This window comes from Pelosinus fermentans JBW45 (genome assembly GCF_000271665.2).
Taxonomy (GTDB): domain Bacteria; phylum Bacillota; class Negativicutes; order DSM-13327; family DSM-13327; genus Pelosinus; species Pelosinus baikalensis.
This window is the reverse complement of sequence record NZ_CP010978.1, coordinates 4414234-4426672: the sequence shown is the minus strand read 5'-3', so window position 1 is coordinate 4426672 and position 12439 is coordinate 4414234. Positions and strand designations below refer to the sequence as shown.

Below are 12439 nucleotides of genomic sequence, written 5' to 3'. Positions count from 1 at the left end.
TGTGGGAGAAATTACAATTGTAGGATTAGGACCCGGTTCTTTTGGTCTTATCACCGTGGAGACCTTAGAATTATTAAAGACTGCAGAAAAATTGCTTTTGCGTACTGCAAAGCACCCAACTGTAACAGCAATGATGGAACGTGGTATTGCATTTACTAGTTATGACTATGTTTATGAGGAGAAGACGTCATTTAAGGAAGTTTACGAGACGATCGCTCATGAATGTTTACGTCAGGCAGCATTGGGAAAAAAAGTAGTATATGCTGTACCAGGCAGCCCTCTTGTAGCAGAGAAAACAGTGATGCTAATTCGACAATTGGCAGGTGAACAGGGGATTGCCGTTAGGATTTTGCCTGGGATGAGTTTTCTGGAAGTCTTATATACAAGACTTGCCATAGACCCCATTGAAGGCATTACGGTACTGGATGCTGCTGATTTAGCAGCTATACCTCCAGAGTTAATGACTGCTTTAGTGGTAACACAAGTTTATAATCATTACGTTGCTTCAGAGGCTAAACTGGTGCTAATGGAATATTATCCTGATGACTATGAAGTGATCGTTGTGAAAAATTTGGGATTACCAGATGAACAGTTGCTAACAGTACCTTTGTTCGAAATGGATAGAGTGCAGGAGATTGATCATCTTACCAGTGTGTATGTGCCGCGCCGCAGTACTGCAGTTAAACGGTTTTCCTTAGATCCTATACTCGATGTGATGGCTAAGCTTCGCTCGAATGAGGGATGTGTATGGGATATTGAGCAAACCCACTCCAGTCTTAGACGGTATATTGTGGAGGAGGTTTATGAGGTCCTAGAGGCCATTGATTTACAGCAAGGAGAATTATTATGTGAAGAGCTAGGAGATTTGCTATTACAGATTGTATTTCATGCCCGCATTGCAGAAGAAGCAAAGGTATTTACCATGCAGCAGGTAATTGACGGCATTGCAGAGAAAATGATACGTCGTCATCCTCATGTATTTGGTGATACAAGCGTCCGAGACGCAGGCGAGGTGGTGCTAAACTGGGATGCGATAAAAAAGCAGGAGCACGGTCATGAGAGACCGTCTGTGCTTGATGGTATACCGAAGGGACTGCCAAGTCTCATGAGAGCTTACAAACTACAAGCGAAAGCTGCTAAAGTCGGATTTGACTGGGATAGGATTGAGCCTGTGTGGGACAAGATATATGAAGAACTGGAGGAACTCAAAGATGCCTGTGCCCAAGGACAAGCTATTAACATGGAAGCTGAGTTAGGAGATGTAATATTTTCAATTGTAAATTTGGCGAGATTTTTAAAAATTGATGGTGAAGTTGCCTTAAATACCACCAATAATAAGTTTCGCCGTAGGTTTTTATACATTGAAAAGGTAATGAAGGAAAAAAAGCTAAAATGGGAGAATATGTCACTAAAACAGCTTGATTTTCTCTGGGAAGAGGCGAAAAGTAACAAAATATAAAGAATTTGGGATTTTTTTAGTATTTTTTTTAAATCTAGACAGGAATAAAAAAAATGATAGCGAATAAGCTATTCGTAACGATTTTTCATAAGGAGGCTATTTTTGTGAATAAAACTGAATTAATTGCAAGTGTTGCAGAAAAAGCGGGTTTGACTAAGAAGGATGCTGAGAAAGCAATCAATGCTTTATTTGTTAGTGTTGAGGAAGCTTTGGCACAACAAGATAAAGTCCAAATCATTGGATTTGGAACTTTTGAAGTAAAAACACGTGAAGAAAGAAAAGGTCGTAACCCACAAACAGGCGCTGAAATTACAATTCCAGCATCTAAAAATCCAGTTTTCAAAGCTGGTAAAGGCTTAAAAGACGTAGTAAATAAATAAATTTTAGATAAATAGAAACCAGGTTAATATAACCTGGTTTTTATTTTAAGGAAGTGAAGTATATGATAAGCAACATATTGGTAGTTGATGATGAGCCTTCAATCGTAGAACTAATTGAGTTTAACTTGCAAAAAACAGGTTACCACGTCCTCAAAGCAGAGAATGGCCATGAGGCATTGCAGTTGGTTAGAACCAATAAGCCTGATTTGATTATACTGGATCTAATGATTCCCGATATTGATGGTATAGAGGTATGTCGCAGATTGAAAGGACAGCAGGAAACAGCAGCGATTCCCATTATTATGCTGACAGCCAAAAATGAAGAAGTGGATAAAATTGTGGGCTTAGAGTTAGGCGCAGATGATTATATGACCAAACCTTTTAGTCCTCGAGAGCTTATGGCTCGCGTAAAAGCAGTGCTAAGGCGAAGCCATAAAGACAGTGTACAGCACGATGGCGAGTTAGTTGTTGGCAAACTACGATTGAATTTTTCCAGTTATACGGCATATTTAGATCAAGAGAAGCTAGAGCTTACTCCTAAGGAATATGAGTTATTGAAATTATTTATTACAAATGTGGGCAGAGCCTATACACGTGAGCAATTACTGGAGAAGGTATGGGGTTATGAATATTTTGGTGATACTCGTACGGTGGATGTACATGTACGTCATCTAAGAGCAAAAATGGCAGCTGAGCCGAAAGTGGCAGAAGCAATTGAGACAGTTCGAGGAGTTGGCTACCGCTTTAGCGAAATTTAACAAAAACATAATAATTGCATAATAATAAGTACCTGCATTTTGTGGTATATTTTCTATATCAATATTTATCTGATGACTAGTTTCGATATATGAAGAATCGCCTAAGTGGCAGGAGGACATCTATGGATTATAAAATTCATGTGAATAAGCTAAAATTATACTATGGAGATGCATTGGCATTAAAGAAAATTTCTCTTGGTGCGGAAAAAAACAGCTTGTTAGCTCTGATTGGACCTTCAGGCTGTGGTAAGTCCACCTTTATCAAGACGTTAAATCGTATGAATGATTTAATCGCTAATGTAAAAATAGAAGGCGAAGTCCTGTTAGATGGGGTCAATATTTATCATCCCGACACAGATGTAGTGCTGCTAAGGAAAAGAGTGGGGATGGTTTTTCAAAGACCGAATCCGTTTCCCATGTCGATTTATGACAATATTGCATATGGTCCCCGCATTCATGGCATCACTAAAAAAGCACAGCTGGATGAACTGGTAGAAAAGAGCCTGAAGGGGGCAGCTCTTTGGGAAGAAGTACGGGATCGTCTCCAAAGCTCAGCTATGGGCATGTCAGGTGGACAGCAGCAACGTTTATGTATTGCAAGATTATTGGCAATCGAGCCGGAAGTGCTGTTAATGGATGAACCCTGTTCAGCTCTAGATCCTATATCAACTATGAAGATTGAAGAATTGCTCTCAGAATTAAAACAGAGATATACTATTGTTATGGTTACTCACAACATGCAGCAAGCTGCTAGAGTATCTGATTATACGGCATTCTTTTTGAATGGTGATCTAGTAGAACATGATCAAACAGATGTCATATTTACAAGACCCCAGGATAAACGTACGGAAGACTATATTACTGGACGATTCGGATAATGGAGGCGAGAGCATGACGGTCACCAGGCAAAATTATGATCAAGAGTTAGAAGAGTTGCGTAATGATATCTTAGAAATGGGCACCCGCGTTGAACTGGCTATTGGCCAGGCTGTAGCTTCTTTAACGACCCAGGATATAGAGATGGCTAAGCATGTAATGGCTGGTGATGACTACATTGATGCCATGGAAAGCAGTATTGAAGATAAATGTATGGTACTCATTGCCAGGCAGCAGCCTTTAGCAAGGGACTTGCGAATTATTGGTACAGGACTTAAAATCACGACAGACTTAGAGCGAGTGGGAGACCATGCTTTTGACATTGCTAAAATTGCCTTAGGCATTGCAGAACAGCCCTTGATTAAACCGTTGGTAGATATCCCACGGATGTCGGCAATGGCACAAAAAATGCTAAGAGATTCCTTGGCTGCTTATATCAAGCTTGATATTGCTTTAGCAGAAAATGTATGTGCCGCAGATGATGAAGTAGATGATATTTATCATCAAACCTTTCGTGAACTTTTAACGTACATGATGGAAGATCCCCGTAATATTACACAGGCAACTCAGTTATTATTTGTAGCACGCTATTTAGAGCGAGTCGCTGATCATGCTACCAATATTGGAGAATGGGTTATTTACTTAGAAACAGGACAGCGAATGCGCAAAAAATAAACTGCCAAATCGGCAGTTTGTTTTATTTAGAGGATGTATACTTCAAAAAAGGAATGATTTAAAAGGTTTATAATCTTATAGCCGCTTCAGCGGCTAGTGGTGAGCGTTCGCATTCATCATGCTGCAGTGTTACTTGGAAACAAAGCTTCGACCCTCGCATTTTTTCACTGGCATACACCAAGCCATTGGACTGGCTATCTAAGTATGGATGGTCAATTTGGGCAGGATCACCAAGAAGAATGATCTTGGTACCTAATCCCGGGCGAGTGATCACTCCTTTGGCTTGGCGAGGTGTAGCATTTTGCATTTCATCAAAGATGACCCAGTATTTTTGTAATGATCGACCTCGCTGAAAAGCGAGTGCTTCTGTTTGAATCGTATGCTTGTCAAATAAAATTTGGATGGTATCTTCCGCTTGCATTAGATCTTTGCTATCATCGAGTGTATTTCCATTCATCAGAGTAAACAGATTATCTCTGATACCTCTCATGAAAGGACTTACTTTATCGACTTCTGATCCGGGAAGAAAACCAATATCCTCATCCATAGGGACATTAGGACGACAAATAAGTATGTGATTATACTCTCTGGGGCGGCACTCAAAGTGCTGATGTAAGCCTACAGCTAAGGAATAAAAGGTTTTAGCTGTACCGGCTGGACCTTTAATAATGACTAAAGGGGCTTCACTAGCGCTCATCATAAGACATTCTTGCATGAAAATCTGACCGATGTTACGGGGAACAACGCCAAAGGGATTGTGGTGCTGATAACGTAGATGAACGATTTTTTCACCATCAAAGCGACCTAAAGCTGTATGGCGGTCATTATCTGTAGAACGAATCAGAAAAAATTGGTTGGTTTCTAAAGGTGTGTTTATCAATATTTGAGCATTTTCATCATAGGTGAATAAAAGAGTAGGATCAATGGTATTTAAAACATCTTCATGAAAGCGATTAATGACTTCTGAGGTGGTATAAATTGTGCCTCGGCCAGTATATTGCTCCTCGATGCTGGCTACCTTTTCATTGCGGAAATCTTCAGCGTGAATCGTAAGAATGGTTGCTTTTACACGCATATTGGTGTCGCGGCTAACTAAAATCGGGTAATGACTACTTTCAGCTAACCCTTTACACACCTGCAGAATACGGTTATCGGGTTTGCTTCCTGGCCAATTAGCAGGAATTTTAGTATCTAGATGATTGGTTTCAATTCGTAAGACGCCGCCTTGATCATTTAAGGGGACTCCCTTAAGTAAATTGCCTGTGGCGCGTAGGTTGTCAATAATGCGGCTGACTTGACGGCTATTGGCACCTCGTTCGCTGCTTTCCGATTTGAAACGATCCAGCTCTTCTAGAACTACTTCGGGAATGATTACAGTGTGCTCGTTGAACGTAAATATTGCATTAGGGGAATGTAGGAGAACATTAGTATCAATAACGTAACATTTATTCAATGTAATCCTCCTCTACTTAAGAATTGCTTCTTATGTTTTATTATATGCAGCAGCAAGAAGATTGAGTTAATATGTAATGATATTTTACATGTAGAATGTTAGGAAATTGGATATTCTAATTAGGAAGAACGTACACCAAGTTAATTTTTGGCAGTTTAGACTTAACAATTTCTTAACAATACCTTAACAAAGGAAAATTAGGAATGGGTTACAATTTAACTACAAGAAGTCTTGAAGTAGCTTTTCATGCTAGATAGGCTTAAAGGTTGGCGTAAGCTTAATCTTTCTTCAAAATAGGAGGATTTGTAATGCAATTAGTAAGTAAAGAACATAAAACGAAATTATTATATGATCATTATATGAGGTATCTATTTATTGCCAGTGCAAGTTTGATGACGATTATTATTGTTACAATCATTGTTTTTGTCGGCGGGCAGGGGCTCTTGACCTTTAAAGAAGTAAGTCCTTTCGATTTCTTCTTTTCAGCAAAATGGGATCCCATGGGGCTGGAATATGGTGCCTTAAGTTTTATCGTGGGTTCTTTAGCAGTTACGGTACTATCAATTTTATTAGGAGCGCCTTTGGGATTAGCTGGTGCGATTTTTATGGCGAAAATTGCTCCAGCTTGGTTGAGTAAAATTATGAGACCAGCTACGGATTTATATGTAGCGATTCCTTCTGTAGTGTATGGTTTTGTGGGCCTAACTATTATTGTACCTTTTATTCGAACCTATTTTAATGTAAATATAGGCTTTGGTTTATTAGCAGCTTCGATTATTCTAGCGATTATGATTTTACCTACGATTGTGAGTATTTCAGAAGATGCTCTTCGAGCGGTACCAAAGAGTCTAGAGGAAGCTTCCTTAGCTCTAGGAGCAACAAGATGGCAAACGATTTGGCATGTACTTTTACCTTCTGCGCTGCCTGGAATTTTGACCTCGATTATTTTAGCTATGGCAAGAGCGGTAGGGGAAACCATGGCAGTTCAAATGGTAATTGGCAACACGCCACAATTAGCTACATCTTTATTTATGCCCACCTCTACGCTGCCTAGTGAAATTGTTGTGGAAATGGGCAATACTCCCTTTGGTTCAGCCTGGGGAAATGCGTTGTTCCTAATGGCGTTTGTGCTGTTAGTGCTATCATTGTTAATGATTCTGATTATTCGCCGAATTGCCAGAAAGAAGGTGATCTAAATGTCTGCGAAGGTTTTTGATAAACTAGCGACGCTGCTAATGTGGCTGGCAGGTATTGTAATCTTAGGTATATTGGCTGCTTTCTTGCTCTTTATTTTGTATAAAGGTGTGCCTGTGCTGTCATGGGATTTTATTTTTGGTAAATCCAGTGATATTCAAGCTGGTGGCGGTGTAGGAGCTCAGTTATTTAACTCTTTTTACATTTTACTTTTATCCCTCTTGGTTTCCATACCATTAGCCATTGGCGCAGGGGTGTATTTAGCCGAGTATGCTAGTGATAATAAGCTGACGGATTTAATTCGGTTGAGTACAGAGAGTTTGGCAACGGTTCCATCCATTGTATTAGGGTTATTTGGCATGATTATCTTTGTCAATGCACTAGGCATGGGATTTAGCATTATCGGGGGAGCTTTAACATTAACTTTGCTTAATCTGCCTGTTCTAGTCAGAGTGACGGAAGAGGCCGTGCGAAATGTCCCCGTGCATTATCGTGAGGCAAGTTTGGCTCTTGGTGCTACGAAGTGGCAGACGATTTGGCGGGTTGTTTTACCAAATTCATTGCCTGGCATTATTACAGGTATTACTCTGACTGCGGGGAGAGCATTAGGAGAAACAGCAATCTTGATTTTTACAGCTGGTACGACAGTTGGGCGGCAAATTGTCAATTTTGATGTGACATCAGCAGGCGAAACCTTAGCTGTACATCTTTGGTATGTTATGGCTGTGGGACTTGTACCTGACAGAGTGGAAATTGCGAATGGATCTGGAGCATTATTAGTCATTACAATTCTTATATTAAATTTATTGTTTACCATACCAAGTAGAATCCTGCAGCGCAAATTAGGTGCTGGCGGACATTAGAAAGAGTAAGATGTTGCAATACATCAAGACGAGGATTTAGGCGAGTTTTAACTTGCTTAAATCCTTGTTTTTTTATAAGCATAGAAGCATAAGGTTTGCGAAAAAGATAAGATTTTATGAACCACAAAGGCACAATGCCGCTATCGCAGCACACAAAGGAGTGCACAAAAAAATATATAAAAAACCTTTGTGTCCTTCGCTTCTTTGCGGTTCAAATTGTTTTATTTCAAAAGGACGCCCAGCTTTTTCTTATACAAGGTTAATAGCGATTGCTGCTGTCTTTGGTGGAAGGAGCCTCTATTTTCATATTTAGTAGTAAAAAAATACATTTTGGTAAAAGCTATAATGAAATATTGAGGAGGTGGCGGTATGGGAAAACGTATGATCAGTAATCTGATTACAGGAATCAAAGATGTACTGGTATATCAGCCGCCTGATCAGCCTACTCCTTTTGTTTTGGTTGAGCCGCGAACGGAAAAAGAAGAAATCGATGGTGAATTTTTCCCCTCTGCTGCTGTCACAGAGGGCATACGAGAGTTAGAGTTCATGATCAATTATGCGAAAAAATTAGATACGTTTATGCAAAAAAGCAGTAAGGATTTGCGAAGTAAAGAAAAACATGAAGTAGTCAAGAAAATTAAAGCTGAGTTTGAAATGATACAGACTGAGTGGAAGGAAATTAAAAAGCATACAATAAAGAATCACAGCATTGACGGTATGTACAATAATACTGTGATTAGTACAGACATTAATGAAAATCAGAACATGCTAGAATCCATTTATCAGCTGCCTCTGAATAAGGATGTGGTAATTCGAAGCATTACCATTTCAGATCAGCCTAAGATTAAAGTTCTGATTGTATTTATGGATGGTCTTATCGATAAGAAAATTATAAATATGACCTTACTAGAACCTTTAATGTTCATGAAGAATAGTAAAGAGCATGTGCAAGGGGAAGATTTTATCAGCTTTGTCATGGAAGAGTGCCTTCCTAGTGGTCAAGCCTCAAGGGTAGGAAGTTTTAGGGAAGTGCAGCAAGCGATTAATACTGGCGATGCAGTAGTGTTTTTTGATGGGGCTGGAGAAGCTGTAACGGTAGAGACAAAAGGGTATGAACATCGCAGTATTGGCACGCCTACGACGGAACAATCAGTTCGTGGATCGCAAAATGCATTTACAGAAGTATTACGTGTCAATACAGCCCTTATTCGAACCATGCTTCATGCCAGTGACCTGGTAACCGAAATGATTCCTATTGGAGCAAGAGGACATTCTAATTGCGCTGTTATGTATATCAAGTCAATTGCCAATGAAGAACTGGTTGAAGAAGTCAAAAGACGTGTTAGTAGCATTAGTACTGATATTATAACGGATTCGGGTATCCTAGAACATTTTATTGAAGATTTTCCAAGAAACCCATTTCCTCAAACCTTATCAACAGAGCGGCCAGACCGAGTGGCAATTCACTTGTCAGAAGGGCGGGTAGCTATTTTTATCGATGGCAGCCCTTTTGGACATATTCTACCAGTCTCCTTCTTCACTTTGATGCATTCATCGGATGATTTTAGCTTGAATCTGTATTATACCAATATGCTTCGTCTGGTTAGATGGTTTGGAGCTTTATTATCCTTACTGATGCCTGGTTTGTATTTGGCTATTAGTACCTTTCATCAGGAAGCGATACCTACAGAATTATTGTTATCCATTGCTGCGGCCAGAGCACAAGTACCCTTTCCTACAGTCGTCGAAATTTTGTTTATGGAGTTTTCTTTTGAGTTAATTCGTGAAGGAGGACTGCGGATTCCGGGTATACTAGGCTCGACCATCGGTATCGTAGGAGCGTTGATTTTGGGACAGACAGCTGTGACGGCTAAGATTGTAAGTCCCATCATGGTAATTGTCATTGCCCTGACTGGTTTAGCATCTTACAGCATTCCTGATTATCGATTGGCATCAGCGTTTCGCTTATCTCGATTTGTATTTGTGTTGTTAGCAATGTCCATGGGACTCATTGGCGTTGCCTGTGGCTTTTTACTGTTTATTGCTATGCTGTGTTCTTTAAAGTCCTTTGGCATGCCTTATTTGGCGCCACTAGCACCTAAGACAGTGAATGGAGGAGATATAATCTTCAGAAGTCCTGCCTATCATCAAAAGCGCAGACCGGATGCTCTGAATACTAAGGACGAGATTCGACAGAAAAACACTAGTAGAACTTGGATTACAGATTCATCGAAAGGAGGCAACGATCATGAATGATCTGCATCCCGGTAAGTTAGGCGTAGCAGATGGCATTGCTCTGGTATTTGGTATTGTGATGCCTCGTGTATTCCTGTCTACCATTTCGAATCTCATTCAGCAAGATGGACCTATTTTATGGCTGGCAATGGTGATTTATACAATCATTCCTCTAATTATTTTGTACATGATGGCCTATGTGCATAAGGGCATAACCGGAGATATTTTTATAGTGTGCCAGAAGCTGATCGGTACAATAGGCGCATGGGGGATATTATTAAGCTATAGCATTATGTTTTTGAGCAACGGTGCCCTCATTTTACGCTTGTATTCCGAATATACCTTGCTGACTGCTTTGCCGCGAGTGGAGTTTCAAGTGGTTATCGTGTGGTATGCAGTATCAGCAGGTATTTTATGCTACTTAGGAATTGAAGCCTTGACGCGGACGAGTTATATTGTCATGCCTTTTTCCATAGCAGCAATCGGAATGATACTGCTGCTGCTAATACCTTTTTATATTGTGTACAATCTTACTCCGTGGCAAGGCAATGGCGTTATGCAAGCCGTACAAACAGGTATTAAAGGAGCAGGGTATAATGTAGGGGTCTTAGCGTTAGTTTTTTTAGCCCCAGCCTTTCAAAATACAAGGACCATTAAGAAGGCAGCTCTTTATGCGTTAAGTTATGCAGGAATGCTGCGCGTTAGTTTTATCCTTGTTTATACTATGGTCTTCGGTAATGCTGTCGGTGCAGAAAAGACAATGCCGCTTTTTGAATTGGCACGTTTGGTGTATCTGAACCAATACCTTCAAAGGATTGAGGCTTTATTTATTGTCGTGTGGGTGGTGTTTGGTTTATTAGCCGTCGCAGGCAGCCTATATGTTGGTTTATATCTTCTTGCTGTATTATTAAAACTGCCCACACTAAGACCCATTGTGCCATTAGGAGCGATATTGATTGCAAATTTAGCAATGATGCCCCCTGATATTGGTTATGTTTTGGAAGTGGATCAAAAACTAATTACGCTATTTGATGTTGGTATCTATGTTTTTCCAACCCTGTTATTTATCATGGCATGGTGGAAAAAGAGGAGGGGGAAATTGTGTACATCCGCCTCATCTTAGGAACCATGTTACTGAGTATGGGAATATTTCTTTCTGGATGCAATGGTGCTAGAGAAAGTGAGGAAGTCGCTTATATCGTTGCAATCGGTATTGATAAGGCAGAGCAAGAGGGTATGATTAAAGTAACATATCAGATCGCCAGGCCTAATGTGGAAGGGAACAAAGGAGAGGGGGAAAAAGATACAGTTTTAATAAGCAATTCGGCTATAACCATAGCAGAATCTCTTAATTTACTCAAAGCTACTACAGCTTTGGTGCCTTCTATGTCCCATGTTAAGGTATTAGTGGTGGGGCAGGAACTGGCGCGCGAAGGATTGGCTAATATGTGGGGATCGCTGAAGCGTTATCGGGAATATCGCGGGTCTATGTTTGTTTTAGTGGCAAAGGGGACGGCGAGAGATTTTCTCGAAGGGAATAAACCTAGTTTTAATATATCTGCATCGAAGTATTTTGAGACCATGCTTGATTCAGGAGTAGAAACTGGATACTATTTACGTGTCAGTTTTCACCAATTTTATATCAGGCTTAAGAGCAATAGTGCAGAATCCTATGCAACATTTGTAGATATTAGCAATTTGTCCGGTAAAGGAGAAATAGCCACCCCAAAGGTAGCTGGCAGCAAAATTGAAGGTTATACTGCTGGCGGAATACCGCTTCAAGGTGGCAATCCTATACAATTTGCCGGTACTGCCATATTTAATGGTGACAAGATGGTAGGTACATTAAGTACTACAGAGACACGTATGATGGCGATGTTGTTAGGAAATTTTAATAATGGCTTTCTTTCAATAGAAGATCCTCTTCTTCCAAAGAAATTTTTAAATGTGAATCTGCGATTAGGATCTGCACCTAACATTAAGGTGGCCCTGGAAGAGGAACGTCCAGTCATCGATATTAAGATTATGTTGGAGGGTGAAATTACAAATCTTCCTTCGGGGATTAACTATGAACAGGAGAGTTATCTTCGATTGCTTGAGGAGCAAGTAAACCAAGTATGTCATGAGGAAATGGCAAATATGATTCAGCATACTCAGGAGCTTAAATCAGATGTAATAGGTTTTGGTTACTATATAAGGCCAAAATTTACAAATTATCAAGATTACTTGCAGTATCCTTGGTTTGAAAAGTATAGTCAGGCAAAGGTAAATATTACAATTGATACAAAGATTCGTCGTACGGGCTTAATGATACGAACCTATCCTGTAAAATAGAATTATGAAGAGGAGAAGGTAAGAATGGATTATATGTTTTTAGCAGCGGCGATATTGTCTGGCTTTCACGGATATACTTTCTCTCAGTGGTTGTGGAAGAATGAAAACATGGTTGGGGCAGTTGGGGTATTACTGTTAATCTTTATTTGTATAGGAATGCCGATTTTTCGCATAATGAATAATGGACAATGAATGTATTTAGGTTTTTCGAC

General features: G+C 39.9%; 12 protein-coding genes. 11 read left to right on the top strand and 1 reads right to left on the bottom strand.

The annotated features are described in order from the left end of the window. Position 1: 1 nt before the first annotated feature. From mazG to phoU, 5 genes are all read left to right on the top strand, one after another. Positions 2–1459: a nucleoside triphosphate pyrophosphohydrolase gene (gene mazG / locus JBW_RS19715; RefSeq protein WP_007956232.1), complete on the top strand. Its 1458-nt coding sequence runs from the start codon at positions 2–4 to the stop codon at positions 1457–1459. Between the two features lie 104 nt (positions 1460–1563). Next, the gene (locus tag JBW_RS19710; RefSeq protein WP_017531241.1) at positions 1564–1839 is read left to right on the top strand and encodes an HU family DNA-binding protein; all 276 of its coding nucleotides are present in this window, start codon (positions 1564–1566) and stop codon (positions 1837–1839) included. A gap of 62 nt (positions 1840–1901) precedes the next feature. Continuing rightward, positions 1902–2597, top strand: coding sequence for a response regulator (locus tag JBW_RS19705; protein WP_007956231.1), 696 nt, complete (start codon positions 1902–1904; stop codon positions 2595–2597). Between the two features lie 122 nt (positions 2598–2719). Then, positions 2720–3475 carry a phosphate ABC transporter ATP-binding protein PstB gene (gene pstB / locus JBW_RS19700; protein ID WP_007956229.1) on the top strand — a complete coding sequence of 252 codons (756 nt, stop codon included), beginning with the start codon at positions 2720–2722 and terminating at the stop codon, positions 3473–3475. A gap of 13 nt (positions 3476–3488) precedes the next feature. After that, positions 3489–4148 carry a phosphate signaling complex protein PhoU gene (gene phoU, locus JBW_RS19695; RefSeq protein WP_007956227.1) on the top strand — a complete coding sequence of 220 codons (660 nt, stop codon included), beginning with the start codon at positions 3489–3491 and terminating at the stop codon, positions 4146–4148. A 67-nt stretch (positions 4149–4215) separates the two neighbouring features. Here phoU and JBW_RS19690 read toward each other — a convergent pair whose 3' ends face one another. Further along, on the bottom strand, positions 4216–5601 hold the full coding sequence (locus JBW_RS19690) for a PhoH family protein (protein WP_007956225.1): 1386 nt from the start codon (positions 5599–5601) through the stop codon (positions 4216–4218). Between the two features lie 308 nt (positions 5602–5909). Between JBW_RS19690 and pstC the strand changes: the two genes are divergently transcribed. From pstC to JBW_RS25445, 6 genes are all read left to right on the top strand, one after another. Further along, the gene (gene pstC, locus JBW_RS19685; protein ID WP_007956224.1) at positions 5910–6797 is read left to right on the top strand and encodes a phosphate ABC transporter permease subunit PstC; all 888 of its coding nucleotides are present in this window, start codon (positions 5910–5912) and stop codon (positions 6795–6797) included. Beyond that, positions 6798–7658 carry a phosphate ABC transporter permease PstA gene (pstA, locus tag JBW_RS19680; protein WP_007956223.1) on the top strand — a complete coding sequence of 287 codons (861 nt, stop codon included), beginning with the start codon at positions 6798–6800 and terminating at the stop codon, positions 7656–7658. 369 nt (positions 7659–8027) lie between these two features. Further along, positions 8028–9914 (top strand): spore germination protein, encoded by a 1887-nt coding sequence (locus JBW_RS19675; RefSeq protein WP_007956222.1) that lies wholly within the window; start codon positions 8028–8030, stop codon positions 9912–9914. Further along, complete coding sequence (locus tag JBW_RS19670) at positions 9907–11016, top strand: GerAB/ArcD/ProY family transporter (protein ID WP_007956220.1); 1110 nt, start codon at positions 9907–9909, stop codon at positions 11014–11016. Before JBW_RS19675 ends, JBW_RS19670 begins: the two co-directional genes overlap by 8 nt. Then, complete coding sequence (locus JBW_RS19665) at positions 10995–12227, top strand: Ger(x)C family spore germination protein (RefSeq protein ID WP_007956219.1); 1233 nt, start codon at positions 10995–10997, stop codon at positions 12225–12227. The genes JBW_RS19670 and JBW_RS19665 overlap by 22 nt, the downstream gene beginning before the upstream one ends. A 24-nt stretch (positions 12228–12251) precedes the next feature. Further along, positions 12252–12419, top strand: coding sequence for a hypothetical protein (locus tag JBW_RS25445; protein ID WP_007956217.1), 168 nt, complete (start codon positions 12252–12254; stop codon positions 12417–12419). Positions 12420–12439 lie beyond the last annotated feature (20 nt).

Bases quoted from the DNA above. Each gene is read 5' to 3' on its own strand.
- JBW_RS19705 (WP_007956231.1), top strand. From the start codon at position 1,902: ATGATAAGCAACATATTGGTAGTTGATGATGAGCCTTCAATCGTAGAA.
- pstB (WP_007956229.1), top strand. From the start codon at position 2,720: ATGGATTATAAAATTCATGTGAATAAGCTAAAATTATACTATGGAGAT.
- phoU (WP_007956227.1), top strand. From the start codon at position 3,489: ATGACGGTCACCAGGCAAAATTATGATCAAGAGTTAGAAGAGTTGCGT.
- pstC (WP_007956224.1), top strand. From the start codon at position 5,910: ATGCAATTAGTAAGTAAAGAACATAAAACGAAATTATTATATGATCAT.
- pstA (WP_007956223.1), top strand. From the start codon at position 6,798: ATGTCTGCGAAGGTTTTTGATAAACTAGCGACGCTGCTAATGTGGCTG.
- JBW_RS19675 (WP_007956222.1), top strand. From the start codon at position 8,028: ATGGGAAAACGTATGATCAGTAATCTGATTACAGGAATCAAAGATGTA.
- JBW_RS19670 (WP_007956220.1), top strand. From the start codon at position 9,907: ATGAATGATCTGCATCCCGGTAAGTTAGGCGTAGCAGATGGCATTGCT.
- JBW_RS25445 (WP_007956217.1), top strand. From the start codon at position 12,252: ATGGATTATATGTTTTTAGCAGCGGCGATATTGTCTGGCTTTCACGGA.